At 64.0% G+C, this 25,941-nt stretch carries 19 protein-coding genes; 8 read left to right on the top strand and 11 right to left on the bottom strand.

Features of this window, described 5'->3' with window-relative positions:
* Positions 1–46: 46 nt before the first annotated feature.
* Together HMPREF3157_RS05170 and HMPREF3157_RS05165 are read left to right on the top strand one after the other, a co-directional pair.
* Entirely contained in the window at positions 47–559 is a 513-nt protein-coding gene (locus HMPREF3157_RS05170) for a glutathione peroxidase (RefSeq protein ID WP_070435729.1), read from the top strand.
* 29 nt (positions 560–588) lie between these two features.
* Positions 589–1,713 carry an SPFH domain-containing protein gene (locus tag HMPREF3157_RS05165; protein ID WP_070435728.1) on the top strand — a complete coding sequence of 375 codons (1,125 nt, stop codon included), beginning with the start codon at positions 589–591 and terminating at the stop codon, positions 1,711–1,713.
* A 77-nt stretch (positions 1,714–1,790) separates the two neighbouring features.
* On the opposite strand, the gene HMPREF3157_RS05160 is transcribed toward HMPREF3157_RS05165, so the two are convergent.
* Positions 1,791–2,732, bottom strand: a complete 942-nt coding sequence (locus tag HMPREF3157_RS05160; RefSeq protein ID WP_070435727.1) for an aldo/keto reductase — start codon at positions 2,730–2,732, stop codon at positions 1,791–1,793.
* 9 nt (positions 2,733–2,741) lie between these two features.
* On the bottom strand, positions 2,742–3,926 hold the full coding sequence (locus HMPREF3157_RS05155) for a MalY/PatB family protein (protein WP_070435726.1): 1,185 nt from the start codon (positions 3,924–3,926) through the stop codon (positions 2,742–2,744).
* Positions 3,927–4,017: 91 nt separating this feature from the next.
* Between HMPREF3157_RS05155 and HMPREF3157_RS05150 the strand changes: the two genes are divergently transcribed.
* Positions 4,018–5,052, top strand: coding sequence for a glycosyltransferase family 2 protein (locus tag HMPREF3157_RS05150; protein WP_070435725.1), 1,035 nt, complete (start codon positions 4,018–4,020; stop codon positions 5,050–5,052).
* Positions 5,053–5,163: 111 nt separating this feature from the next.
* Here the strand turns inward: HMPREF3157_RS05150 and HMPREF3157_RS05145 are convergent, their stop codons facing one another.
* The 3 genes from HMPREF3157_RS05145 to HMPREF3157_RS05135 form a co-directional block, all read right to left on the bottom strand.
* On the bottom strand, positions 5,164–5,499 hold the full coding sequence (locus tag HMPREF3157_RS05145; protein ID WP_034371092.1) for a branched-chain amino acid transporter permease: 336 nt from the start codon (positions 5,497–5,499) through the stop codon (positions 5,164–5,166).
* Positions 5,489–6,244, bottom strand: coding sequence for an AzlC family ABC transporter permease (locus HMPREF3157_RS05140; protein ID WP_016663406.1), 756 nt, complete (start codon positions 6,242–6,244; stop codon positions 5,489–5,491). Before HMPREF3157_RS05140 ends, HMPREF3157_RS05145 begins: the two co-directional genes overlap by 11 nt.
* Positions 6,245–6,457: 213 nt before the next feature.
* Positions 6,458–6,952, bottom strand: a complete 495-nt coding sequence (locus tag HMPREF3157_RS05135) for an NUDIX domain-containing protein (RefSeq protein ID WP_016663424.1) — start codon at positions 6,950–6,952, stop codon at positions 6,458–6,460.
* A 94-nt stretch (positions 6,953–7,046) separates the two neighbouring features.
* On the opposite strand from HMPREF3157_RS05135, the gene HMPREF3157_RS05130 reads away from it, so the two are divergent.
* Positions 7,047–8,033 carry a DMT family transporter gene (locus HMPREF3157_RS05130; RefSeq protein ID WP_083288072.1) on the top strand — a complete coding sequence of 329 codons (987 nt, stop codon included), beginning with the start codon at positions 7,047–7,049 and terminating at the stop codon, positions 8,031–8,033.
* Between the two features lie 109 nt (positions 8,034–8,142).
* Here the strand turns inward: HMPREF3157_RS05130 and HMPREF3157_RS05125 are convergent, their stop codons facing one another.
* From HMPREF3157_RS05125 to HMPREF3157_RS05115, 3 genes are all read right to left on the bottom strand, one after another.
* The gene (locus HMPREF3157_RS05125; protein WP_101686939.1) at positions 8,143–8,748 is read right to left on the bottom strand and encodes a hypothetical protein; all 606 of its coding nucleotides are present in this window, start codon (positions 8,746–8,748) and stop codon (positions 8,143–8,145) included.
* A 609-nt stretch (positions 8,749–9,357) separates the two neighbouring features.
* On the bottom strand, positions 9,358–14,916 hold the full coding sequence (locus HMPREF3157_RS05120; RefSeq protein ID WP_070435723.1) for a S8 family serine peptidase: 5,559 nt from the start codon (positions 14,914–14,916) through the stop codon (positions 9,358–9,360).
* Between the two features lie 255 nt (positions 14,917–15,171).
* Positions 15,172–16,035 carry a hypothetical protein gene (locus HMPREF3157_RS05115; protein WP_070435722.1) on the bottom strand — a complete coding sequence of 288 codons (864 nt, stop codon included), beginning with the start codon at positions 16,033–16,035 and terminating at the stop codon, positions 15,172–15,174.
* A gap of 92 nt (positions 16,036–16,127) precedes the next feature.
* On the opposite strand from HMPREF3157_RS05115, the gene HMPREF3157_RS05110 reads away from it, so the two are divergent.
* The gene (locus tag HMPREF3157_RS05110; RefSeq protein ID WP_070435721.1) at positions 16,128–16,622 is read left to right on the top strand and encodes a hypothetical protein; all 495 of its coding nucleotides are present in this window, start codon (positions 16,128–16,130) and stop codon (positions 16,620–16,622) included.
* A 90-nt stretch (positions 16,623–16,712) separates the two neighbouring features.
* Positions 16,713–17,852: a methyltransferase domain-containing protein gene (locus HMPREF3157_RS05105; RefSeq protein ID WP_246816524.1), complete on the top strand. Its 1,140-nt coding sequence runs from the start codon at positions 16,713–16,715 to the stop codon at positions 17,850–17,852.
* On the opposite strand, the gene glpK is transcribed toward HMPREF3157_RS05105, so the two are convergent.
* Positions 17,849–19,399 (bottom strand): glycerol kinase GlpK, encoded by a 1,551-nt coding sequence (glpK, locus tag HMPREF3157_RS05100; RefSeq protein ID WP_070435719.1) that lies wholly within the window; start codon positions 19,397–19,399, stop codon positions 17,849–17,851. The two genes, HMPREF3157_RS05105 and glpK, sit on opposite strands and share 4 nt — an antisense overlap.
* Before the next feature lie 69 nt (positions 19,400–19,468).
* Positions 19,469–21,196: a glycerol-3-phosphate dehydrogenase/oxidase gene (locus HMPREF3157_RS05095; protein WP_070435718.1), complete on the bottom strand. Its 1,728-nt coding sequence runs from the start codon at positions 21,194–21,196 to the stop codon at positions 19,469–19,471.
* A 154-nt stretch (positions 21,197–21,350) separates the two neighbouring features.
* Between HMPREF3157_RS05095 and HMPREF3157_RS05090 the strand changes: the two genes are divergently transcribed.
* Positions 21,351–22,343, top strand: coding sequence for an asparaginase (locus tag HMPREF3157_RS05090; RefSeq protein ID WP_070435717.1), 993 nt, complete (start codon positions 21,351–21,353; stop codon positions 22,341–22,343).
* 113 nt (positions 22,344–22,456) lie between these two features.
* On the opposite strand, the gene HMPREF3157_RS05085 is transcribed toward HMPREF3157_RS05090, so the two are convergent.
* Positions 22,457–23,905, bottom strand: coding sequence for a multidrug effflux MFS transporter (locus HMPREF3157_RS05085; protein ID WP_083288066.1), 1,449 nt, complete (start codon positions 23,903–23,905; stop codon positions 22,457–22,459).
* Between the two features lie 624 nt (positions 23,906–24,529).
* On the opposite strand from HMPREF3157_RS05085, the gene HMPREF3157_RS05080 reads away from it, so the two are divergent.
* Complete coding sequence (locus HMPREF3157_RS05080; protein ID WP_070435716.1) at positions 24,530–25,930, top strand: glycoside hydrolase family 15 protein; 1,401 nt, start codon at positions 24,530–24,532, stop codon at positions 25,928–25,930.
* Positions 25,931–25,941 lie beyond the last annotated feature (11 nt).

Genomic DNA, 25,941 nt, shown 5'->3' with positions numbered 1-25,941 from the left:
TCCTGGTATCGCACGTCACAATTACGCCCCCGTTTAAGGACCTTCCGTGAACTCTGCCCACACCGAGCAGTCCGCTCCCGCGACCTTGTTTGACTTCACGGTCGAAGGCGCAAACGGCGAACCGCGCGACCTCGCCGAGTTCGCCGGCAAGGTGACGCTCGTGGTGAATACCGCGAGTGAATGCGGGTTCACGCCCCAGTACGAAGGTCTCCAGGAGCTTCAGGACCGCTTCGAAGAGCAGGGATTCAGCGTTCTCGCATTCCCCTGCAACCAGTTCGGGAACCAGGAGCCCGGTTCAATGGACGAAATCATCGACTTTTGCGAGACGCGCTTTCGCACAAGCTTTCCCGTGTTTGCGAAGGTCGATGTGAACGGCAAGGGTGCTGATCCCCTCTTCACGTGGCTCGAAGACCAGCGCGGCGGCATGCTCGGCGGCCGCATCGCGTGGAACTTCACGAAGTTCCTCGTGGGCCGGGACGGACACGTCATCCGTCGCTTTGCGCCGCCCATCCCTCCCGCACGCATCGCCACATCTATCACCAAGGCCCTCGCGGCCTAACAACTCCCACCCATTCAGAAAGGACTCTCATGGAAGCCCTTCTCGGCCTTGGCGTCAGCGCCATCGTCGTCATCGTCATCATCCTCGTGGTGCTCGCTCTGCTGTTCGGCGGTCTGCGTTCCTCGATCCTCTTTACCGTGAAGACGCAGGAAAACGTCATCGTGGAGCGTTTCGGTAAGTTCCTGCGCGTCGCGAAGCCTGGTCTCAACACAAAGATTCCCTTCATGGACACGCTCACGAAGCCGATCTCGCTGCGCATTCGCCAGCTCGAGGTCAATATCGAGTCGAAAACGAAAGACAACGTTTTCGTGACGGTCCCCGTAGCCGTGCAGTACGTGATCCGCGAGGAATCGGTCCAGGACGCCTACTACCGCCTCTCAAACCCCGAAGCGCAGATCCGCAGCTACGTGTTTGACACGGTGCGTTCAGCACTGTCGGGCCTCGATCTTGACGCGGCGTTTGAGTCGAAGGACGACATTGCTCGCAGTGTCGAGGCGACCCTTTCGACTCGCATGCAGGAATTTGGTTTCCACATCGTCAACACGCTCGTTCAGGACATCTCTCCGGATCAGCGCGTGCGCGACTCGATGAACTCGATCAACGCCGCGCAGCGCGACCGCGTCGCCGCGCAGTCGCTCGCCGAAGCCGACAAGATCAAGCGCGTCACGCAGGCTGAGGCGGAGGCCGAATCCAAGCGCCTGCAGGGTGAAGGCGTTGCCGCGCAGCGCCGCGCGATCGCGATGGGTATCGCTGAGCAGTACGAAATGCTCAAGCAGGTTGGCATCGAGAACACTGCCGAGCAGCTTCTGCTCATGACCCAGTACTTCGACACGATGCAGGACGTCGCCCGCAACGGTCGCTCGAACGTGCTGTTCCTCCCCTCGAATCCCGCCTCCGTGGGGGCGATGGGCGAAGAGATCCGCTCGGCGCTCCTCCAGGCGCAGGTTGCCAACGACACGATCAACGGCGATTCCACTCCCGTGGCGCCCGCGGTGCCCGTTGACGGCGATGGCAATTCGCAAGAGAACATCGAGCGTCTTCGCAACGAGGCGAAGGAGCGCGCACGCCGTGCGAGGGAAGAAGCGCGCCGCAGGGCTGAGGAAGCCGCGAGCGGCACTCGCGAGCACATGGGCGATGCCGGCCCGGACTTCTAAGCGCTCCTCAATCCGTTAAAAACGGCGGACCCGGATCATTCCGGGCCCGCCGTTTTTGACGTGTGCAGCACCTCGCTTTAGCGCTTCGGCAGCAGTTCCTTGTTGAGGGCATCCTTCTCGCCGGACTCGAGCGCAAGGCTCATCGCCATCGCCGAATCCGCAACGGATGCGGGCCTCGAAGCACCGGGAATCGGCAGCACGTGGTCGCCGAGTGACATCTCCCAGGCGAGAACGACCTGCTGGGGGCTCACACCGCGTGCGCGAGCGATCTCGGCGATCACGGGGAAGCGCTCACCGACCTCGAAGGCTCCTCCGCCTGTGCCGCCTAGCGGAGACCACGGCACGAACGTAATGCCGTGCTCGCCGCACAACTGCAGCTCGTCCCAGCTCGTGTGGTTGAAGCGCGGCGAAAACTCGTTTTGCACGGCCGCGAGGTTGCCCTCACCGAGCACGTCGAGGGCAATCTCGATCTCCTCGACGCTCGCGTTCGAGATGCCGATATTCTTCACGTGCCCCTCGTCCTTGAGCTCGGCGAGAGTCTCGATCGCCTCCGAGTACAGGCGCGTGCGGTCGGGGCGGTGCAGGTAGTACAGGTCGATAGCGTCGACTCGAAGATTCTTCTTCGAGCGCACCACCGCGGTGCGGAAGTGGCCGACGGAACTGTCGCGGCCCCACTTCTCACCTTCGGCGCGCGTGATGCCACCCTTGGTCGCAACCGTGATGCCCGCCCGGTCAAAGTCCGGATGCGCCTCGGCGTAGGCCTCGAGGGCGTCGGCCACCTGCCGCTCGTTATGGCCGACCTTGTTCCATGCGGGCGCGTAGATGTCAGCGGTGTCGACGAGGGTGATGCCCGCATCGAGAGCAGCGGCAACCGTGGCGCGCGCGTTCTCGGTATCGTCGGCTTTCTCCTCGAACGAGAGCGGCATGGCGCCAAGACCAAGCGGCGTCACGGTGAGGCGTCCAATGGACCGCAAAGGGTAGGCGAATGACGGAATGCGTGAGTGTTCTGCTGCGGACATGTCCCCAGCCTAGCGACCGTGCGCCTCGGCCAAACGGACGAGCGCCTCTTCTAGCACTCGCGTAGGCGTACCGAGGTTGAGGCGCTCGAAACCGGGCGCGCCGAAGTTTCGCCCATGCTCAAAGAACACGTGCGCTTCACGGTCGTGAAGGCGCGTGAGCTCACGTTCGTCGAGCCCAAGCGGGCGAAAATCGATCCACTGCAGGAACGTTCCCTCGAGCGGCGCGATCGCCACCTCCGGAAATCGCTCAGCGAAGAACTCCCTGCTCACCTTGTCATTGCGGGCGATCAGTTCGAGCAGCCCCTCAAGCCACGCACTCGCCTCCGTGTAGGCGATCTCGACCGCGCGATACCCGAGGCAGTTTGCAAAGTGGAAGCCCCACGCCTCGAGTTCGCGCTCGTAGGCGGCGCGCAGCTCGGCATTTTCGATCATCGCCCAGCTCGTTTGCACGCCAGCAAGATTGAAACTCTTGGACGCTGATGACAGCGTGATCGTCCGCGACGTCGCATCCTCGCTCACGGCTGCGAAGGGAATGTGCTCGAACCCCTCGTGCACGACATCCGCGTGAATCTCATCGGCAATGACCGTCACGTCATTGGCACGAGCAAGATGCGCGATCTCCTCGAGCTCTGTGTGCGTCCACACGCGGCCGGTCGGGTTGTGCGGCGAACACAGGATGAGCACCGTGACGTCTTCGTTCTCAAGAGCATCGGCCAGAGCGGCAAAATCGATTCGGTATCGCCCACCCTCACCGTCGAGGGGCACCGCCACGAGGCGCCGCCCCGTCTTCTCGATCGCATCGACCATGGGAGGGTAGGCAGGCGTCAAGAGAGCGACCCCGTCGCCGGCCTTACTCGCTGCGCGAACACCGGCGAACAGCCCCGTGACTACCCCCGGCATCATCGAAATCCAGCGCGTATCGATCGCCCAGCGGTGACGCACGGCTTGCCACATTTGAATCGCCGAGAACAGCGCAGGCGTCGGACCCGTGTACCCCAGGACCGCACCCTCGAGGTGCTCGCGCAGTCCCCGCGTAATCTCCGGGGCGGGCAGAAAATCGAGATCCGCCGTCGACAGTGGCGCGATCCCCGCGGGGACGTCTCCCCCACGTTCACGCATAAGCTCCCATTTCACGGACCCCGTCCCCGAGCGGTCCACGAGCGTTTCAAAGTCATAGGCGGGCGGGCGGGTCACTGTGCGTACCTCTCTTACGTCATCGTCGGATGGGAAGCACTCTCAATCGTAGCCGCGCCTCCTCACGGTTCGGGGATCTACGATAGATGCCATGCAGCCTTCCCCCCTGATCTCCTTCGTTGTGCCGTGCTACAACTCAGCGCAGTACATGCGCCGGGCCATCGACTCGATCCTCTTCGACAGGGACGAACCCCGCGAGCGCATCCAGATCATCCTCGTCAATGACGGCTCGACGGACGAGACCGAACGCATCGCGCGGCAGTACGAGGAGTGCCACCCCGGCATCGTTCACGTCGTGAGCCAGCCGAACGGGGGTCACGGCGCGGCCGTCATGGCTGGAGTCCATGCGGCGGATGGCACCTACCTCAAGGTCCTCGATTCCGATGACCGACTCGACACCCGCGCCTTGAGCGAGCTGCTCCACACGGTCGAGTCGTTCCCGCCCGACAACCTCCCCGACCTCGTCCTCACCGACTACGTGTACGACAATCACGCGCTCAAAAAGAACCGTCGGATCGGATACCGGCGCACCGTGCCCGCCCGGCGAACACTCACGTGGGACCAGGTGTCGCGCCCCAGAATGGGCAGCTACTTCCTCATGCACGCGATCCTCTACAAGCGCAGTGTGGTCATCGAATCAGGACTTGAGCTTCCCCGCCACACGTTCTATGTCGACAACCTTTACGCGTCGATTCCCCTTCGCCACACCCGCACCCTCTACTACCTTCCGGTGCCGCTGTACTACTACTACATTGGCCGCGACGACCAGAGCGTCAACGAAAAAGTCATGATCTCGCGCCTTGACCAGCAACTTCGCGTCAACAGAATCATGATCGATGAGCTGCGCGTCGAGGACATATCCTCACGCTCGCTACGTCGCTACCTCCTGCACTACCTCACGATCATCACGAGCGTCTCCCTCACCTTCGCGGTGCTCGCAAAAACACCAGAGGCAAAAGCGCAGGGCCGCGACCTCCTCGCGTATCTCAAAGCGCATAACTATCCTGCCTACCGCGCCTACCGCCGCACACCCATGAGCATGGGACTCAGCGCACGTGGGCCCGGCGCGCACAGGTTTATTCGCACCACGTACTCGGTCATTCGCAAGCGGTTTGGGTTCAATTAGGTCCGACGGTTGCCGGGCTACCGTCGGAAAGCTTTTCGCACGCACCGAACCACGCACCCGGGTTGAGGGGGCTCCCGCTTCAGCAGCATCCTGCCGCCCCGACGCTTTCGCTTAGAAGAAGTTCACGAGAAGCACGAAGGCGAGGGTTCCCGCGGCGACGCTCACGAGGGTGCGGCGCCCACCGAAAAGGTGCACGGCGATCGTGACAGCTGACGCGATGAGCAGGTGGATGATGCTTCCGGGCTCTTCGGCAAGGGTGCTCTTGAACGTCGCGAGCGCAAGGATCACAAGGATGCCCGCGGGCATCCACACGGCCATGACGCGCACGAACTGGGATTTGCGCAGCGGTTCGAGGATCGCGAACGGGAGCGCGCGCAGCGTGAAGGTAACGGCGAAGGCTATGAGGAGAACCGAGGCGAGGTACCAGAAGGGGATGTCAAGCTGCATCGTCACTCTCCATCTCTGCCGGCAGGGGTCTCGTGAGGCGCACGGCGATCGTGTAGCGAGCCGCGAGGGTTGCAACGAAGCCGATCATCGCGGCGAAGATCGGCTGGCTCGGGAGCAAAAGGAGCGCGAGGCCGAAGGCGGCAGCACCGAGGAGAAGCGACGGGATTTCCTGTTTCGTGCGGCACGCATCGAGCGTGAGCGTGATGAACAGGGCGCACAGCGCGAAACTCAAGCCGCGGATCTGGAAGGGAATGAAGCTCGAGAGGAGCACGCCCATGAGGCCGCCACCCACCCAGCAGATCTGGAGCACGGCCCCTGCCGAGATCACGCGCGGCTGAGTCCATCCCTTCGGGTTCGCGACCGTGACCGCGAAGATTTCGTCGGTGAGCGAATACATCGCGTAGAACTTCAAAAACGGGTTCTTCACGACCTTGAGTGGGAAGTTGAACGCGTAGAACACGTGGCGGAAGTTCACGAAGAACGATGCCGCGGCGATCGTCACGAGCGGCGTGAGCGACGTGATGAGTGTGATGAGCAAAAGCTCGAGCGAGCCCGCGTACGCGAAGAACGAGAGGGCGGGTGCCATCCACCACGGAAGTCCGGATTGCACAACGAGAAGTCCAAAAGCGATGCCGATCGGGATCATGCCGAGACCCGCCGGGAGAATCAGCAGGGCTCCCTGCGCGATTTCGTGGCGCACCGAATAGGGAGGCTCATGCGCGCTAGGCTGCGCCGCAACGCTCATGCGTGCTTCCCTTTCACTCACATCTGTTCTGAATCCCGCGGCGAGCGGGCGTCTTTAATCTTCGCACGAACGCCGTGCGAAGTTCAGCTGCACAACCCTCTGACCTGTGTATACATTGCCTCACTCGGGGTCGAACGCACGCTGAGGGGCCGGCTGCGCGTCGCCTTTAAACTCCCTTCACGACGGTGAGCGGTAACCGTCGGACCCCGCTCCCTACAGTGACTGTTCGCGGATCGTGCCGAGCGTGCGCGGGCGGATACTCGGATCCGACTGCAACCACTCGCCAACCTCGCGCGGTCGAACGTCGACCGTGTGGAGGTCGTTGATCTCGATCCACTTGACGCCCACCTGGTGCGGGTCGTGGCCCTCCCCGATGCGCGGCTCGCTACCCGGTTCGAGGTCGCACCAGAACAGAAGATTCTGCTGGTGGAACACTTGCCCTGAGTCGCGGTGGCGGCCCACCTTCGCGCTGATGAGATCGAACGTGCACGCGAGGTCGTACACACGCACGGCCGCGCCGACCTCCTCCTCGCATTCGCGCCTCAGCGCCTCCACTTGGCTTTCGCCGTGTTCTTGCCCGCCGCCGGGCAGGACGAACACGCGGTTGCCGTCAACATCGATGTTTTCGTTGAACAGCACGCTGGTTCCGCGCACGATAATCGCCTTGACGCCAACGCGCACGTTCGAATAACCGGGATCAAGTTCCATAACCCCATCGTAGGGGTCCGACGCTTGCCCGCCACCCGGGCGCCCTATTTTGCGGGGAGTTTCTGCGCGAGACAATCGCGAGACAATGGTGCGCATGAGTACGCAAAGAGAAGTGGCAGATGAGCACCACGGGGGAGCCGCAACACCTCGCGCGCCGTGGTGGGCGATCGCCATCATCATGGCAGGGGGCGTTCTCGCCGCTCTCCAGTCCCGCATTAATGCCGATCTTGCGGGGCAGCTCGAGAGCCCCTATCTCGCGGCCTTCGTGAGCTTCGGCATTGGCTGCCTTGGACTTTGCGTAATCGTGCTGTCTCTGCCCGCTGAGCGACGTGCGGCGCGGGACTACGCGCGCGACATCGCGACGGGTCGCTTCGATTGGCGGTACGCGATCGGCGGCCTTGGCGGCGCCTTCCTTGTTTTCACGCAGTCCCTCACGGTAGGGGTGCTCGGGGTCGCCCTGTTCATCGTGAGCGTTGTCGCGGGGCAAACTCTCGCTGGGGCCGCTCTCGACCGCGTCGGTTTCGGGCCCGGTGAGCCGCGGCGCTTGAGCACCTCGCGCCTTGTCGGCTCAGCCCTCATGGTCGCCAGTGTCGCCTTGGCGCTTGCCTCCGGGCTCACGAACGCCGTGCCGTGGCTCAACCTGATCCTGCCGTTCGTCGCGGGAATAGGCGTCGGCCTTCAAACGGGAGCCAACGGCATCGTCACGGCGCACACGGGAAGTTTTCTCGTTTCGGCGCTCGGAAACTTCACGCTCGGCTCACTCGCGCTCGGCATAGCTGCGGCGGTCAGCCTCGCGCTCACCCCGCTGGGTGGGGCGTTTCCCACCAATCCGGTTCTCTACCTCGGTGGCCTGATCGGCCTCACCTACATTGCCGCCTCCGCCGCCCTCGTGCGGTACACGGGCGTGCTCGTCCTGAGCGGCGCGGCGATTGCGGGCCAAATCATCGGGTCAGTCATGCTCGATGCGCTCGACCCGAGCGTGCACCTCTCCCCGCTCACGGTGATCGGGGCGGCGCTCACCCTGCTCGCGGCCGTCATCATCGCGGGCTACATCCCCCTGCGCTCACCACGACCTGAATGACGCCCACACCTTCGGCCGTATCCCGGGGCGCGCAGCGTGAGTATCGAGGTATCAAGCAAGCGCCCCGAGACTGTAAGGGAGCGAAAAAGTTCGGGTAATCCTCACCTGATCACGCTTGATCCGCGACGAGGCGCGCGCTGAGGCCATCGGGGGCGAATTCAACGTGTGAGGACAGATCCTCAACCGATTCGAGAACGGTAAACGTCGAGCGCTTCGATGCCGCAACCGCACGCCACACATCCTGGGCCGGTTCGCTTGCCTCGGGGCTGAGTGCAGCGATCGCGCGCGCAACGGTATCCACATATTCGTCGAGGCTCGTCGCTAGCAGATGCATGTCGAGCTCCTCGTCGATCCACCACACGCCACCCGGGATGCCCTCATCATTGAGCGTGAGAATCACGGCATCGTCGACGGTCTCGAAGAGGGGATAGTACGACGTCGGCTCGCCCAGCAACGTGAAGGGGCCAAGATCCGTGCGGTCCTCGGCCAGAAGGTTCAGCTCAAACTCCTCCCCCACGCGTGCCCCCGCCATTTCATCGGCGAGATCTTTGAGGGCGGGGGGAACATCGGCCCCGGATTCTTCGGGGTCGATCGGTTCAGCGAGGCCATTCGAGGAGGCAACTGCGACGGCAAGCCGCTCGAGTGCCGCCCGCATTTTCGAGGTGTCGACGTCGGTGGTGGGAGTGGGCCAGTCAAGTTTTACGGGCTGATTCACGTGCATCCTCCTCGGGGCGCCAGGCCGTGTGTAAAGGTTTCGTGAGGAACCACGGCAATCGTACCGTGACCTCAGCCACGATTCCCAGACTCTAGCTCGGCAAAATACATCTCTACCAGCGCAAACACCGAACTCGCGAGCATTCCTTGCAGGAACACCGCGGCGCTCCCAGCGATTTGCTAGGCCAAGCACAGCGCCCGGGAAGAAAGAGGCGGTTATATGTAATCACGCGTTAGCGGCGTACCGATTCTTTGAGGAGAGGATCCGTACATCAGGCCCTAGCGCGGGGGAAAGGGATACGGCGCCGGCTCGTGGGGACGAGCCGGCGCCCTCTTTATGCGCTGACGCCGTGGGGTACCAGCAACCTCGGCCCGGCCTCGCACGGTTCGCCGCCAAACGGGCATGACTCGTCGCCGAAAACTGCACCCAACGTTTGCGGCTGAATTCGAGCGCAAACCACCACATATGTTGGGGTTAGTTTCCTAGACGGGAGAGGAGTGGGTCGAGGGGCCACGGGTCGACGGGAGACCCCGGGCGGGCCGAGGCAAGCCAAGGGGCCACCCGCGAACAGATTCGCAGGCAGCCCCTCGTCACAGGCGTCAACCGCCCCTATGGCCTCTGGCCGCGCCTGCGCGTCGTCATCAGCATCGCACCCGCAGCCACGAGCGCTCCGCCAACGAGCATGAGTCCGGCTACCTCGGCACCCGTGCGTGGCATGAAACCCGAAGCGCCCTTCGCCTTACCGCGACTTGGATTCTTGCCACGCTGGCTGCCGGCAACCGTCGGACCTTCGCCCTCACCGCTACCGCTGGAACCCGAGGTCGCCGAAGGCGAACCGCCCGGCTTCTCGGGGTTCGCGGAAGCATCGCCGCGGCCACCGGAGTCACCCGAGCTGCCCTTCGGGCCGGGCTTCGCGGGGGCGACGATTTCCTTGCCGTCATCGCCGCCGTCGGTGCGGGCCGGCTCGACCACGCGATACGTCCCCTGCGAGGAGCCCACCCAGGTGAGCATGCCATCGGCCCAGGTCGAGCCGATCGGCTCCTCGGTGCCGTCCTCGCGCACGAGCATGACCGCCGAACCCTCGGGCACGGGCAGCGTGAAAGTCGCCTCGAGTGGGCCGAACGCGTTCGACACGGCGATCGTGTGCACGCCGTTGTCGCTCGCGATGTCAGCGGTGAGCGAGTCGTCGCTGCGGAAGGTCGACGTGGCGCTCAGGTCACCCGCGCGCAGGGTCACCTGCTCAAGGTCGATCGTGACCTTGACGCTCCGCACCACCTGGCGTCCGGCGGCATCGGTCGCGACGAGCACGACGGAATTCTCGCCGGCAGTGAGGACCGTGCCCTCGCGCAGGGCAAGGGTCGTCGTCTCGCCCTTCGCCACGGTGCCATCGGCAAGCACGGCACCGTCATCCGAAACCGAGTAAGCCTCGAGGACGCGCTCGGCAAGCGCCTCATCGTCCGCAAGGTCCTTCCGGTTCACGGTGAGGGAGAGCGCGTCCTCGCCTTCGATCACGGGTTCCGCATCGACGTCGAACGTCCGCGCCCCGGTCTGCTCGTTGCCGGCGAGGTCGGCGCTCGCCGCGGTCACGGTGTAGCGACCCGCGGGAAGGCTCGATGTGTCGAGCTCGCCGGACAGGCTCGTCGTGTCGGGAACAGCAAGCGTGCCCTCTGCGGTCACGTCTTCGCTCGAGCTCGAGGTGGCCGCTTCGTGTGCGGGAGCCTCGCCACCATCGACGGATTCGGCCTGGGACGCCGAGTCCTTGCCAGGATCAATCTCGTCGACGTCCACGAGGACGTTCTCGACGGTCACCTTTTCCGTGTCGAGCGTGACGCTCTCGTTGACGAATTCGCGCGAGAGAGTGCCGTCGGCCGTCACACCAGCAAAGCGCGCATTGAGGCTCGCGAGATGCGGATCCGTAGCGCTCACGGTGAGGGTGCGGCCGTCGATAATACGCTCGCCGTCCGCGACGGTCTCGATCGAGACTTCGGGGGCGACCTTGTCGACGATCACGGGGATCGCGGCCACTCGCGTGTTGCCAACGGAGTCGGCGAAGCTCACGAGGATCGTGTCGCCATCCGCCACCGCAACGGTCTCGGAGAACTCGCGGCGGTTCGCCTCGGGCCCGATCGCGTTCGGGACGTGGATGTCCACGGCTTGCTGATTGTTGACGCGGAGGCTGTACCCCCAACCGTCGTCCTCAGCCGAACCCTCGAACGTCACGTCGTCCTTGTTCGTGAACAGGGTGCCGTTCACGAGGTTCGGGCTGTCGAAGCGCACGGTCGGCGCGTTGACGTCGAACCAGATGTTGAGGATCTGGCGGCTCTTTACCTCGCCTTCGGGGTTCGTCACGACGTATTCGTAGTGGTTCTCTCCGGTTGCGATGGGAACCTTCGCGGTGAAGGTGCCGTCCTCGCCGACGGTTGCCGTGATGGGTTCGAGGCTTCCCATGTGCTCACCTTCGGCGCGCGCGCCGGGCGTGAGGGTCACGGTCGAGCCGGGCTGACCGCCATTGCCGCGCAGGGTGTAGGTCGAGCCGTCTTCGCTCAGGTCGCCCGATTCGGGCGACACGAGGCACAGCGCGAATCCCTGGAGGCATTCGAGGTTCTCGAACTCGGGAGTCGGGGTGGCTTTAGAGCCTTTGACGCGCCCCGAGATCTCCACGACGAGGTAGGTGAAGTTGGCGTTGTCGCCTGCCTGAAGCACGAAGAAGGGTTCGCCTTCCTCGACGGAGGACGTGGTGACCTCGAACGAACCATCCGGCTCCGCCCCTACGAAGTCCCAGTTCACGCCGGCCCACAGGCCACCTTTCTTCGCGACTGGGTTGGAGGGTTCGGGATCCTTGATGGTGCCCTTGATCGTGATCGACCCGTCCTCGTTCGGGATGATGCGACCGTCCTCGTCGAGGTTCGAGGCGGAGATGTCCACCGAGGCCGGTTGCGCATCGTAGTAGAACGTGAGGGTTTCGGAGTCGATCTCTTCGCCGGCCTTGTTGAATGCCTTGGCCGTGATCGAGTTTTCCGCATCGGGCTTCACATCAACGAGCGCCGTGAAGCCGCCGCCCGTGATGTCGTAGCTCTTGCCTTCGACCTCGACCTTTGCCACCTGGCTCGTCACGGTTCCGCTCAACTGGAACTTTCCGTCCACGTACGCGTCGGAGGCATTTCCGAACACGAATTCGGGGTCGTTGTAGGTCTTCGTGTTGAGAAGCACGAGCGGATCATCATCAACGAGGACCTTGCGGAACTCCACCTTGTTGTAGGCGTTGTCGGAAGCGATGAACCACAGGTACTTCGAGGCTTGGGCGTCCTTGACCGTCACGGTGTAGGTACCGTCACCGTTGGCCTTGACCGGGAGGCCCTCCCCCGTGGCATCGATGACGGACAGGGACGGGTTGGCACCGGAGAGTTTGTCGTCGATCGTGATCGTGATGGTGCCGTTTTCAAGCTCGCCAACGCTCACTTCGGGTGGCGTGACATCGATGCCGAAGGGCATATCGACCGTCTGCCAGTCGAAGTCTTCCGAGAGCCGCGACTTCACACGGTAGATGTAGCGGCCTTCGGGGACGTTCACGAATTCGCCCTTGGCCGGATCCCACATGCGGCCGTCGAACGTGCCGCCATTGATGAGGGTCGAGCCTTCGGGAGCGAGTTTGTTCTTGACCTCGAGCACGTCGCCCGCGATGGTGCGGGGAACACTGTGCGTGGCGCCGAGGTCAACGAGCGGTTCCCCATCCTCCGTGAGCACACTGAACTCGACGTCGGCGGCGTTACGCATCATGGCGAGTGCCGCGCTGGCTTCGTCGCGCGTACCGTCGCCATTCGGCGAGAGCCAACCACCCTCGGGCAGCGTGCTCGGGTACGGGCTGCCGAAGAGGTCGAGGGTCGTGGAAAGACCCGTGACCTCGCTCTTCACGCCAAGCGCGTCCCACCCGTGGCCCTGCTCGGCGACGATGGGTTCGGCATTCCAGTCTCCAACGAAACCGAAGTACGGCACGGAAAGGGTGGGCGCGTTATCGGAGTGAAGCACCGCGTACCCCTCAATGAAGTGGTCGCCGGCGCTCAGGTCGGGCTTGAGGGTGAAGGTCACGTGTGCGGTTCCGTTTGCGGGAACGGTCACGGATTTTTCCGACGCCTGCAGGCTCTCGTGGGAGACCACGCTCGTCGTCTTTTCCCCCTTGGCATTCGTTTCGTTGAGCACGGTCTGCGCGGGGACGTCGTAGGTGACCGCCTCGCCCGAGTGGTTCGTGAGGGTCACCGTGAATTCGCGAACGGAGTTGACCTCTTTGAGCTCGACGGCCGGCTCGTCGTCGACGGTCGCGTACACGTTCGTGTCGAGGGCGTTGTGCATCTGGGCGAGACCTGCGCCGACCTGACGCGGCGGCGCAACGTGCTCGCCGTTCTTGACGGGAATCGCCGTGTTCATGAGTGCCGTGCGGGCACGGGCAAGCCGCTCTGGGCCACTGAGTTCGGGGTAGCGTTCGGCGTAGTTCTCAAGGAGCAGCGCGGACATGCCCGAGATGTTCGGGGCCGCCATGGATGTTCCGGACTTCGTGCCGTACTTGTTGTCGTTGAGCGTCGAGTAGACGCTTCCGCCAATGCCGGCGATCTCGGGTTCGAACTCGAGATTGGGGGTCGTGCCCCACGAGGAGAATTGCGAGGCTTGCGCCGCGGTGGGATTTGTTTCCGAGCCGATCTCTTTCGTGAGGCGCACGGTGACGGGCTTGTCCCCCGCTTTTTCGATCGCGTCGCGAATTGCCACGCCCGTCGAGCGCTTGAGGGAACCGCCGATGATCGTGAAGTCTTCGATGCCGGCCATCCCAGCGAAGGCTTCGCCGCCTTCTTGGGAGTTGAACACGAGCACACCGGCTGCGCCGTGGTCGATCGCGCGCTGGAATTTCTCGGTGAAGGAGATTTCGCCGCGTTCGATGAGGGCGATCTTCCCGCTCAGATCGGTGCCGTCCGGGTAGTCCTCTTTCTTGCCTCGACCGAGAAAAGCAACCTCGTAAGGCTTGTTCGTCGCTTCGCCGATCTGGAGCTGGTAGCCGAAAGGATGGTCTTCCCCGTCGTTGTAGAAGCCGCGGGGTGTCGAGACGACGTTGTTGTCAACCGAAGCGACCGTAAGGGCATTGCCCTGGATGCCGGGGGTACCCACGGTGCCGTCGTCGAACTTCCCGAGGGCGTCGTCGGTTCCTCCCGTTTCGGAAAAGTTGAGCCCGTCGTTGCCAGAGGAGATGACGGCGAGTACGCCCATCTCTTCAGCCTTCTTGAGGGCGAGGTTCGAGCCGTCGGAGTCCCACTTGACGCCGTTTGTCGATCCGAGAGAGAGGTTGATGACGTCGGCCTTGAGTTTGACGGCATCCTCGATGGCGGCGATCAGGTCGGAGTCGGAGGCGTAGGGGTTTGCGCCGTTAGAGAAGACCTTCAACGAGAGGATCTGGGCGTTGGGGGCAACGCCTTCGAGCCCGCTTTTCTTGCCGTCAGGGGCGTTGGCGGCGACGATTCCGGCGACGTGCATGCCGTGCTGACTCGTCGTAGTATCCCAGAATTCATAGTTTTCGTCGGCGTAGTTGTAGCCCTCGGGGATCTTCTTCGTGAACTTGCCGTTCGGATTGACCGTGTCGATTTTCGTATCGACGCCATCGTCGATGCGCATGTCTTCGTGGGTGGGATCCACACCCGAGTCGATGACGGCAACGACCATCCCGGAGCCGTCAACACCGTAGTCCTCGAAAGCCGCGGAGACCTGCTCCATTTCGCGCGCCTCGTATTCGGTGCGCTCATACTGGCGCTCGCGACGCACGGAGTCGACCGCCGGTTCAGCCTGGAGCTTCGCCATGTTGGCCGCGGGCATCGTTGCCGAGAAACCATTGACGAGGAAGCCGAACTGACGGTCGACCTCGATGCCGTAGGTCTTGCTCCACGAGTTGAGGAGGCGAATCTGCTCGCGCAGGTTCCGGCCTTCGCCGTCTTTGGAGGGCGAGCCCGGCTGGCTCTTGAGGGTCACGAGGACAGCGACCCGGTCTTTGCTGGAGTTGGACTCGACGTGCGTCGGGTCCTTAGGGGGCTCGTTGCCGTGCGGCTGTGCGGCCACGGGCGCGGCTGCGAGCGTGAGCGCTGTGAGCGCTGCGACGCATGCTGCGGCGGCGCGCTTGAGTACTGGGATTCCCACCCGACACCTCTTCGTTAGTGACGATCCCGCGCCACGGATGTGACGCGCAGCCCATTTAAGGGTTGCGGTCGATCATAAGCATGTAACGCGCAACACGCAGCTGAATCTCAGAATGTGTACAAAATGGATTCAGGGAATCTGTACCCACCATTTGCGGCGGAATGGGCTCGAATACCGCCGCAAACGTTGGGGTTAGTTTTCTAGGCCGCGAACGAGAGGGCTGGGTCTGAGGTCAAGGACCCGCCCAAGCCGAGGTCAGAGTTCCGATGGAGCCTCGCGAATATCGATCCCAAAGACCCGTTTGACCTGGGCCGTCACGAGTTGCGGGTGGCGTCGGTCGCTCGGGGTCGAGGCCCACGGGGCGAACAATCCCGGGAGATCGGGGTGGGTGATTTTGCCGTGGGTCGCTCCCGAAGTGGTGACCACGAAACCGTGCTCCTCGAGCCGGCGTTTGAGCGCGGCGCGATCGCCAGGATGGCGCGTGCCCTTCTTTTTGCGGTTACTCGGGCCTGCAAAATCCGCGGGGTCGAACGAGTCCACCTCCTCGGGTCGAACCGAGAGGGCATAGGCCGTGGGAAACGCGCCAATCACGTGGTTGTCGGCGCGCCTGACCTGCACGGTCCAGGCCCCGCGCTGGAAGTGATCGCTCGCGCCGTTGTCGCTCGTCCACGCGTCCTCGGGGTCAGCGACGGTGAGCACGATGATGTCGTGAGTGATGCGCGCGAAACTCGCCCCCGAAACCGTGCGCACTTCCTCCTCGCGAACGGTCAGCGGGCGGGTGAAGGGGCGCGGGTCGGTGGGATTGAGCGTGACGACGGTACCTGCGGGAGGCGCACCGAAGCCTCGATCGATGTCGAGACTCTCCGCTTCATTCGCCTTTTCACGCGCGGCCTTCGCGGCAGCCTTAGCCTCGCGCTGGTCCTCGCGCTGTTCTTCGCGCCGTTTTTCGGCTTCAGCGAGGAGATCCGCGAGGTCCTCGCCCGCCGCCCTGCGCCGCGCGAGCTCGGGGAGAGCGCCGTAGTCGACCTGGCGCACCTCGCGTTTGACGCGCGTACGCCCCGCGAGGGCCGCGGGGCTCGGTGCACCTAGGCGGGGAGTTTCTCGCGGTGAATCTGCCATGTCCCCCACCGTACCGCGGTGAGACGCCCACCTCGCACGGAGCCGATGCGGTTAATCTGGTGGTCGTCTCATTTCACCCTAGGAGGACATTCGTGCGTGTTTCCACCTCGCTGCGGGCACTGGCAGCATGCGGCTGCCTCACCCTCGCTCTTGCTGGCTGCGGCTCCCCCAATGAGCCGCAATCCTCCCCGTCTGCGACGCGCGTAGCGGCAGCGAGCGACGGTGGCGGCCCGAGCGTCGTGATCAATGAGTCCGAGGGCGACGGGGATGCGCCACCCGTACCCGAGATCACCGCCGGAGGCCTCGATCATTCGGAACTCGGCGATTCCTGCAGCGACGAGGGCATGGTGAAGATCCCGCTGCACGGCGCCCCCGATCCGGCGCTCGAAGGCTTCAACGGCTCGTTCACGTACAACGGCTGGAAGGAAAACGGCGGCTCCTCGGAAGCGACGTTCACGGTCAACCAGGGTGGCGGCAAGCAGCAGTTCGGCCCCCTCCAGGTCGGGGACCAGTTCGAACTCGGTGGCGCGCTCTACTCCGTCACGAGCATTTGCAAAGATAACGCCCAGCTCGACGTCATCGGCTAACCGATGTCCGCTTTCGCGCACCCGCGAATCGACCCCGAAAGCGGGATCTGCGAGTACTTTTCTGCCGGGCAATGCGAATCGTGCAGCCTCATGCGCACCCCGCACGATGCCCAGGTACGTGAGGCACGGGACCGTCTTCACTCTCTTCTCGCCCACGCGATGACCCCCGCCACCGTGTGGGAAGAGCCGCTCGTGAGCGCACCGTGGGGGTTTCGCACGAAGGCGAAGATGATGGTGCGTGGCGCGGCTAACGCTCCGGTTTTCTCGTTCCCGGGCACGCATGAGGGCGTCGATCTCGCCGACTGTCCCCTCTACCCCGCGCTCGTCACCGACGTGCTTGAAAGCGCCCGCGCGCTCATTCGCCGCGCCCAGGTCCCGCCCTACAACCTCGACAAACGCCGCGGCGAGATCAAGTACGTGCTCGTCACCGCCACCCAGACCGAAGCCATGGTGCGCCTCGTCCTGCGCAGCACCTCGGCGCTCGAGAGGATCCGCGAACACCTCGCGCTCCTTGACCCTCGCGTGAGCGTCGTGAGTGCTAACATCCACCCCGAGCACGAGGCTCTGATCGAAGGCGCCGAAGAGATCCACCTCGCAGGGGTTGACCGTCTACGACTGCCCATCGGCGGGATCGACGTCGACGTGCTCCCCCGTTCGTTCACGCAAACCAACACCGCCGTCGCGAGTGAACTCTACGCCCAGGTCGCGCGGTGGATTCTTGACGCGGGCGCTCACACGGCGTGGGACCTCTACTGCGGCGTGGGTGGCTTCGCCCTCAGCATCGCCCACGAGGCCCGCGCCCGCGGCGCGCACATGGACGTCACGGGAATCGAAATCACGAATGAGGCGATCGAAAGCGCACGTGGCTCGGCGAAGCGGCACGGTTTCGCGGGCGCCGTCGGACCCCTCACCACACCCGAACCAAGCGTTCGCGCGCACTTCGACACCGCTGACGCAACCGAGTGGGCGAGGCACCAGCCAAACCTGCCCGAAGCGGTCGTCGTCAACCCACCGAGGCGCGGCATCGGCGATGCACTCGCCACCGTCCTCAACGACTCGGGGGTTCGTACAATCGCGTATTCGAGCTGCAACCCGGAAACGCTCGCCGCGGACCTCGCGCGCATGCCGAACTACCGCATCGCACGCGTACGGCTCATAGACATGTTTCCGCACAGCGCGCACAACGAGGCCCTCGTACTGCTGACACGCGTCACTGCGGGGGAGAGTTAGCCCTCGTTATCGAAGGCTTCCTCGACGTCCTCATCGACCCAGTCGAAGGTGCGCTCGACTGCCTTGCGCCACAGGCGCATGCTGCGCTCGCGCGTCTTGTCGTCCATCGACGGGGTCCAGCGGACGTCCTCTTCCCAGTATTTCTCGAGGTCGTCGGTCGAATCCCAGAAGCCCACGGCAAGGCCCGCCGCATACGCGGCGCCGAGCGCCGTTGTCTCGATGATCTTCGGGCGAATCACGTCCACACCGAGGATGTCGGCCTGGAACTGCATGAGGGTCTCATTCACGGTCATGCCGCCGTCAACGCGCAGCTCCTTGAGCGGCACCTTGGCATCCTCATTCATCGCGTCGATCAGCTCGGCGCTCTGGTAGGCCGTGGCCTCGAGAACGGCACGCGCGATGTGATGCTTGTTGACGTAGCGGGTGAGGCCCACGATCGCGCCGCGAGCATCGTCCTTCCAGTAAGGGGCGAACAGACCCGAAAAGGCGGGCACGATGAAGCAGCCGCCCGAATCGTCGACCTTTGTCGCGAGTTCTTCGACCTCTTTCGCGCTCGAGATCAGGCCGATGCTGTCGCGGATCCACTGCACGAGCGAGCCCGTAACGGCAACCGAGCCTTCGAGTGCATAGACGGGATCGGCATCGCCGAGCTTGTAGAGCACGGTCGTGAGCAGGCCGTTATCCGAGGAAAGCGCCTCGTTCCCGGTGTTCACGAGGAGGAAGTTACCCGTGCCGTACGTATTCTTCGCGGTGCCCTTCTCAAAGCATGCCTGGCCGAACGTGGCCGCCTGCTGGTCGCCGAGGATGCCCGCGATCGGCACGTTCGTGAGCAGGCCGCGCTTGCGGCCCTTCCCGTATACCTCGGACGACGAGCGGATCTCGGGGAGCATCGACATGGGGATTCCCATCTCGCGCGCAATGTCTTCGTCCCAGTCGAGCGTGTGCACGTTCATGAGGAGGGTTCGCGAGGCATTCGTGACGTCGGTGACGTGCACGCCACCCTTCGTTCCGCCCGTCATGTGCCACAAAAGCCACGTGTCGATCGTGCCGAAGAGCAGATCGCCCGCCTCGGCCTTCTCGCCCGCGCCCTCGACGTGGTCGAGAATCCACGTGACCTTCGGGCCCGCGAAATACGTCGTGAGCGGCAGGCCGGTGACCTCTTTGAACCGGTTCACGCCCTCCTCGCCCGCGAGCTCGTGCACGATTCGCGCCGTGCGCGTGTCTTGCCACACGATCGCGTTATACACGGGCTTGCCGGTGTTTTTATCCCACACGACAGCGGTCTCGCGCTGGTTCGTGATGCCGACGGCTGCCAGGTCATCCCGGTTCACTTCAGCCCTGTTCAGTGCGAGCGCGATGACCTCACGGGTGTTGCTCCAGATTTCCATCGGATCATGCTCGACCCACCCTGATCGAGGGAAGATTTGCTTGTGCTCGAGCTGGGCCTGCGACACCGCGTGGCCTTCATGGTCGAACACCATCGCGCGTGAACTTGTCGTCCCCTGATCGATCGCGAGGATGTACTTCTGATCTGTCGTATCTGGCATGAGAAGTCCTTTCGGGCCGCGGGCATCGCTGCCCGCGCGTAATCGTGGGTGCGCTTTCGCGCGCGTTGGTTAGCGTGCGGGAATTTCGCGCACGTTCTCGAGGAGTGCGGCGGCATCGGCGTCGCTCGTCGTGTGCTCCGCCTCAAGGCGCGCGGCAATGAACGTCGAGTAGGCCTCGATCTCGGCCTCGCGCCGCGCCTCGTCCCAACCGAGTTCTTCCGCGAGGATCCCCGCGACCTCGCGAGCAGCGCTCACGCCACGATCGCGCGTCTCGTAGTCGAGGCGCGTGCGGCGCATGAGGGCATCGGCGAGGTGAAGCACGCCCTCGCTGCGCGCGGCGTAGACGATTTCGGCGCGAAGGTAGCGAGGGGCGTCCGTGAGCGGTTCCGCGAGCTCGGGGTTCTCGTCCATGAGGGCGAAAATGTCCTCGAGCAACGAGCCATAGCGGAAGAGCAAGCGTTCGAGGCGCACCTCGTCGATTCCGTACTTCCCCGCGAGAGCGGTTGCACGCACCCGCATCTCCTCGTAGCCGGCACCGCCGATGACGGGGATATCGCGGGTCTTCGTTTTGGGCGCCTCGGGAGTGCGGCGTAGGGCGAAGTCGACGACGTCCTCGGCCATGACGCGGTAGGTCGTGTACTTACCGCCGGCGATCGCGCTCAGGCCCGGTTCGACCTCCATCACCGTGTGTTCGCGCGACACCTTCGTCGAGGCGCCGTCGGACTTTTTCACGGGCTGAAGAAGGGGCCGCAGGCCGGCATAGACGCCGATGACGTCCTCGCGCGTGAGCGGGCGGCGAAGCACATCGTTGGCCTTTTCGAGTACGTAGTCGATGTCGCTGTTCGTCGCAGTGGGCACCGAGACGTCTTCTTTCCAAGGGGTGTCGGTCGTGCCGATCAGCCAGTATTCGTCCCACGGGATGATGAACAGCACCGATTTCTCGGTTTGCGTGATGATGCCCGTATTGTCTTTCGCCTCAATCGCCTCGCGCGGCACCGTGATGTGGATGCCTTTCGAGGCCAGCACCTGAAGGCCTGAATCGGCACCGGCGCGATCCTGTTCTTCACCGGTCCACACGCCACCGGCAAGAATGACCTCGCGCGCGTACACCTCGTATTCGTTGCCGGTCTCGAGGTCCGTGATGGCAGCGCCCACGACGCGGCCACCGTCCTTGAGGTAGCGCGTGACCTTCGTGTAGTTCGCGGCGGCGGCGCCGAGGTTCACGGCGGAGCGCACGAGCATCGCCACGAAGCGCGCGTCATCCATGCGGGAATCGTAGAACTCGATCGCGCCGGAGTTCTTTTCGGGGTCGAGTCCCGCGAAATCCTTCGCGAGGCCCTTGGAAAAGACGTGCTTGTGGATCGGGACCTCGCGGTGGCCGATCTGCATCGCGTCGTAGAGGGCGATGCCCGAGCCAATGAACCCGCGCTCGAAAACGTTCTTCATGGGGAACATGAAGCTGATGGGCTTCACGAGGTGCGGCGCGGTCTTTGAGATGAGCAGGTCGCGCTCGCGAAGGGCTTCGGCGACGAGCGCGAAGTCGAGCATCTGCAGGTAGCGGAGGCCGCCGTGCATGAGCTTGGACGAGCGCGAGCTCGTGCCGCTTGCCCAGTCGTTCATCTCAACGATCCCGACGCTGAGGCCGCGCGTCGCGGCATCGAACGCTGCTCCCGCGCCGTTGACACCGCCGCCGACGATGAGAATGTCGAGGGGGTTGCTGGGACTCGTCGCGGCCAGCTGCTCGAGGTGCGCGGCACGCGAGGTGGGATTGAGTGCGGAACGGGCGGATGAGGACATAACAACTTCCTTCGTCAGGTGTGCTCGGTTCGCCGTTGAACCACGTCTATCAAGCTCAGCGAGGCTAGCACCGCTACATCATTGAAGGCGGTGAGTGACCGATTGGCCCGGCTCTACACTGGTTGCACGCGCACCGGTACGCATAGGAGCACCCATGACCGCGACAGTTCGCATTCTCGTTCTCGGCCTCGGCGGCACGATCGCCATGAGCCAAAACCAGCCGGGTGGACACGCCTCACCCGCTGCACAGCCAGACGCGAGCATGTTCCCCATTCCCGGCATCGAGCTGGAGTTTCGGGAAATCGTGAACGTGGGTTCGCCCTCGGTCACGTTCGCGCACGTGCGGGAGGTTCTGCGGGTGGCGCGGGAGGGGTCCGACGCTGGCTTTCGCGGCATCGTGCTCACTCACGGCACCGACACTCTCGAAGAGACGGCGTTCTTGCTCAATCGCTATTGGAACCTCGATACGCCCCTTGTTGTCACGGGCGCGATGCGTCCCGCGAATGCGCCCGGCGCGGATGGACCCGCGAACCTTCACGACGCGATCGTCACCGCCGCAAGCGACCAGGCGCGCGGTCTCGGCGTTCTCGCGGTTTTCGATTCCCTCGTGCACGCCGCCGATCGCGTGACGAAGGTCAGCTCTCGAAGCATCGACGCGTTCGATTCAGAGCCTTCGGGCCCCCTCGCGCTCGTGAGCAAGGATGGGATTCGCGCGATGTATGCGCTGGAGGCGTCGGACTGCGTGATGCCCACCGTGCCCGCCGAGCTTCCTTCCGTGCCTCTCATCGGAACGGGGCTGTTTGATCGCGGCGAGGCTCTCGGGGCGCTCGTGCATCAGTCTGAGCCGCCCGCGGGGATCGTGATCAACGGTGTGGGGATGGGGCACGTGCCCGAGGCTGTTATGCCGCTCGTGCGTGAGGCCCGCGAGCGCGGCATCCAGATCGTTGTCGCGACGCGGATCCCCGAGGGCGGCACGTCGACCTACCACTACTCTTACCCGGGCGCGGAAGTGGATCTCATCAATTCGGGTGCGTGCATGGCGGGCATGTTGAGCGCGCACAAGGCGCGCCTGCTGCTCCAGGTTTTGCTCGCTTCCGGCGCGAGCCGCGAGGAGATCAGCGGCGCATTCGCGGGCTTCGCCTACTGATGCTCTGTGGCAGTCACACCGGCCCTACTTTTCATAAATTTCATAAATTTCAAAGCAATTCATAAAACTCATAGGTCTTCATTCCTGCGCGCGCACGCCGCCAGACTCGTGGACTAGGCCTGCGCGCGGCGGACAATGAGCACGTGCGCGAACCAGAAGACGGCACCGCCGGCCGAAAGAGCGAGCCCGCCGATACCGAGCTTCACCAGGTCGGCGCCAAGCATCGGCACCATGACACCGGAAGCGATCGCGGCGACGATGAGGTTCACGAACGTCGCGAAGCTCGTCGCGGCGCCGCGCTCCTCGGGGAACATGTCGAGAACCTCGAGCTGCACGGGCGCCATCATGAGCGCCGCACCCATGCCGAGAAGGCCCGGGCCAATCATGACCAGAAGGTGCCACACACCAAACTGCGAGGTGAGTTCGGGGGTGAGCATCGGAATGATGACCGAGAGGACCCCTCCGAGAACCACGGTGATGAACGCGATCGTGATGAGGCGCGAACGGCTCATGACGAATGCGAGGCGCCCCACGAGGTAATTGCCGAGAATCATGCCCGCAATGATCGGGATAAACAGCACCCAGTAGTCCTGTTCGCCAAGGTGCATCACGTCGGGAACGATGATCGGGGCCGCCGAAATGAAGATGAAGTCGGCCTGGCTTGCGAGGCCAAGCGCGAGCGAAAGGCGCCAGATGACCGGCGAGCGCAGCACGCGCCCGAGCGACGTGAGGATCCCCTTCGCGTTGAACGGCTGGCGCTTCTCGGGAAGGAGCGTCTCGGGGATGACAATGAGCATGATCACGAGCGTGACGAGCGCGTAAAGGAGCATCGCCCCGAAAATCCAGCGCCACGGCCCGAGCAGGAGGATCCAGCCGCCGAAGATCGGCGCCGCCGCGGGCGCGAGGGCGAAGATCATCATGACCTGGCTCATGAGCTTTTGTGCTTTGCCGCCTCCGTAGAGGTCGCGGATCACGACGCGAGAGACGATCGTCGCTCCGCCCGCACTGAGCCCCTGGAGCACGCGAAAGGCGAACAGCATCGGGAGATTGACGGCGAGAGCCGCACCGAGCGAGCCGATCGAGAACACGATGAGCGAAATACCCATGACGCGCTTGCGTCCGACGGCATCGGAGAGCGGGCCGTGGAACATGCTCATGCACGCGAAGGAGATGAGGTACAGGCTCGTAACCTGCTGCATCGCGGCCGCGTCGGTGTGGAAGTCGCCCCTCATCGCCGGGAAGCCCGGGAAGATCATGTCGATCGAGAACGGGCCGAGCATCGCGAGCATGGCCATCGCAAACGTGAAACCGAAGGTGACCTTTTCACTCCGCCCCAGGTGGAGGCGGAGCGCGGCCGTCTCGGTCGCGACTTCCTCGACCTGCTCGATCGGGCCGGTCACGTGCGAGACGTTGTCGGTGGGGTTTGCGAAAGCGACCTGCGGAATTTCTTCCGTTAGCGGCCGCGGTTCCTCGGTCGCGAGACTTTCGGCGGCGCGTTCATCGGCAAGCCGCGCAAGTTCGAGTGCGCTGGTGTCGGTTTTCCTCTGAGAATCGTCTGTCACTCGGTCAAGTTTATGGAACTCTCGCGGCCTTCCAACCCCTCTCGCACAACATCACTCATGACTTCAGTGACACTCTTGCAACACTTCACCGCACAAGCGTGACCGTCAGTCGTTGAGGCGCAGATACTTTCTGTTTCTGCTTTGCGGCGGAGCAGTCGCCTTAACTAAACCCTCGTCAACGAGCGTTCGTAGCGCCGGCCTGAGCGAGGCCGCTGGTCGCCCTGTCATGTCTTCGAGTTCACGAATAGAGCGCGCATCGTCGGTTCCTAGGCGTCGCGCTCGTTCGACTTCTTCACGCCAGTCACTGTCAGTCATGTCCTCACTGCACATCACTGAAGCAGTCACTTATATAAGTGAGAATGTCACTCGCATAAGTGAGGATTTCACTGAATCCTCCTGGTATAACCAAAATCGGGGGCCCGCGCCGATTCCGAACGCCGAAAACATTGATATCGCCGCACTTCTCAATGCGACTCGTTTTCACGGGCAGGCGAGAGAGGGAGCGCTCTAAGGTCCCGCGAGTGATGCAGCGGACCTCACGGTCGCGCACGAGCGCACTCACGCGTTGCGCGAACAGCTTGTTAAGCTCGAGCCACACATCGCAGCGGAAGAAGGAGGAAAGCCATGCGGCGTCGCGCTCTTCTTGGCGGCGGCCTTCTCGCCGCGCTCGGCGCCTCGGCCCTGTATGTGGAGCGCGACAGCATCGCTGGCCTCTTTCCGCACGAGGCGCACGTGGACCTCTTTTCCCTCGGCGTTGCCTTCTCATCCGTGCCGGATTCACTCGCGAGTGAGGTCCAGGCGCACGGCCCAGCGTCCGTTCTGCACGCCGGGTGCATCCCGGGCGTGGATCGCACGTTCGTTCAGCCTGATTCACCCCCGATCATTGCGGGCACGCGCACTCTGAGCACTGCACACGGCGCCGAGACCCTCACGGCGATCACGCGAGCGTTCCTCGAGAAAGCTTCACGACCCGCGCCCACTCCCGCGCTCACTAATCTCGATCGCTCCGCGCTCCTCGATATTTTCACCCTCACGTGGGCGCTTCCCTCCCCCATCGCGGCGCTCAGCCCCAACTGGCGTTACACGTGGCCGCGCGATACGGCCCACGTGATCGTGGCCCTCGCCGAGCGCGGCTTCGACGACTGGTCGCTGGGCCTCCTCGAGCACCTCGCACGCATCCAGCGCCCTGACGGCACGTTCGAGGCTCGCTACCGACCCGGCACTACAAGCGCGCCCGATGCCCGCTCACCGCAGTTCGATGGAATCGGCTGGTTCCTCTGGGCGGCGGCAACGCTCGCCAGGCTTGGGGTTTTGACCTCCGACGCCTCCCCCGCGACCTCGCTCCCCACTCTTAGAACGGCGCTCACCCGCGCGGCTCGCGCCGCCCTCGACGCCACGACCACCGAGAGCGGGCTTCCGAAGCCGAGCGCCGACTATTGGGAGGTACCCGAGCGGCGCCTCACCCTCGCAACGGCAGCCATGACACTCAGCGCGCTCGGGAGCGCGGCGCAGCTTTCGGCGCTGGGGTTACTTGAGGGCGAGGCAGGCGTCGGAAAGGAAACACTCGAGAGACGTGCCCGGGAAACCGAACGCGCCCTCCTGGAAACTTTCGGCCCCGGTGCCTTCCAGCGGTACGCGCGCGGCGGCGGCTTCGACGCGGGGCTGCTCATGCTCCTGCCGCCATACCAAACGCAGGAGTTTGCCGAGCGCAACCCGACGATTGCCGGCCACATCGACGAGGCTTTCGAGGCGATGCAGCGCCCCGCCGGCGGTGTCGCTCCGGGCGCGCGCTGGAAACGCGACGGCATCAGTTGGACCCCGCAAACGGCGATGTTCGCCCAGGCCTATGCCCGTCTTGGCGAGCGCGAGCGCGCTCTCGAGCTCCTCGAATGGCTCGCCGCCCACCGCACGAGCGCCGGGGCGATCAGCGAGAAAGTCCTTGCCGACGGTAGCCCCGCCGCCGTCGCGCCCCTCTCGTGGCCAGCGGCGCTCGCGCTCAGCACGCTCGAGGCGCTCGAGCATTGATGCTTCCCTTA

Origin of the sequence: Dermabacter sp. HMSC06F07, from assembly GCF_001807345.1 — a bacterium.
GTDB lineage: Bacteria > Actinomycetota > Actinomycetes > Actinomycetales > Dermabacteraceae > Dermabacter > Dermabacter hominis.
This window is presented reverse-complemented; position numbering and strand designations above follow the sequence as displayed.

Bases quoted from the DNA above. Each gene is read 5' to 3' on its own strand.
- HMPREF3157_RS05165 (WP_070435728.1), top strand. From the start codon at position 589: ATGGAAGCCCTTCTCGGCCTTGGCGTCAGCGCCATCGTCGTCATCGTC.
- HMPREF3157_RS05160 (WP_070435727.1), bottom strand. From the start codon at position 2,732: ATGTCCGCAGCAGAACACTCACGCATTCCGTCATTCGCCTACCCTTTG.
- HMPREF3157_RS05150 (WP_070435725.1), top strand. From the start codon at position 4,018: ATGCAGCCTTCCCCCCTGATCTCCTTCGTTGTGCCGTGCTACAACTCA.
- HMPREF3157_RS05145 (WP_034371092.1), bottom strand. From the start codon at position 5,499: ATGCAGCTTGACATCCCCTTCTGGTACCTCGCCTCGGTTCTCCTCATA.
- HMPREF3157_RS05140 (WP_016663406.1), bottom strand. From the start codon at position 6,244: ATGAGCGTTGCGGCGCAGCCTAGCGCGCATGAGCCTCCCTATTCGGTG.
- HMPREF3157_RS05135 (WP_016663424.1), bottom strand. From the start codon at position 6,952: ATGGAACTTGATCCCGGTTATTCGAACGTGCGCGTTGGCGTCAAGGCG.
- HMPREF3157_RS05130 (WP_083288072.1), top strand. From the start codon at position 7,047: ATGAGTACGCAAAGAGAAGTGGCAGATGAGCACCACGGGGGAGCCGCA.
- HMPREF3157_RS05115 (WP_070435722.1), bottom strand. From the start codon at position 16,035: ATGGCAGATTCACCGCGAGAAACTCCCCGCCTAGGTGCACCGAGCCCC.
- HMPREF3157_RS05105 (WP_246816524.1), top strand. From the start codon at position 16,713: ATGCGCACCCCGCACGATGCCCAGGTACGTGAGGCACGGGACCGTCTT.
- glpK (WP_070435719.1), bottom strand. From the start codon at position 19,399: ATGCCAGATACGACAGATCAGAAGTACATCCTCGCGATCGATCAGGGG.
- HMPREF3157_RS05095 (WP_070435718.1), bottom strand. From the start codon at position 21,196: ATGTCCTCATCCGCCCGTTCCGCACTCAATCCCACCTCGCGTGCCGCG.
- HMPREF3157_RS05090 (WP_070435717.1), top strand. From the start codon at position 21,351: ATGACCGCGACAGTTCGCATTCTCGTTCTCGGCCTCGGCGGCACGATC.
- HMPREF3157_RS05080 (WP_070435716.1), top strand. From the start codon at position 24,530: ATGCGGCGTCGCGCTCTTCTTGGCGGCGGCCTTCTCGCCGCGCTCGGC.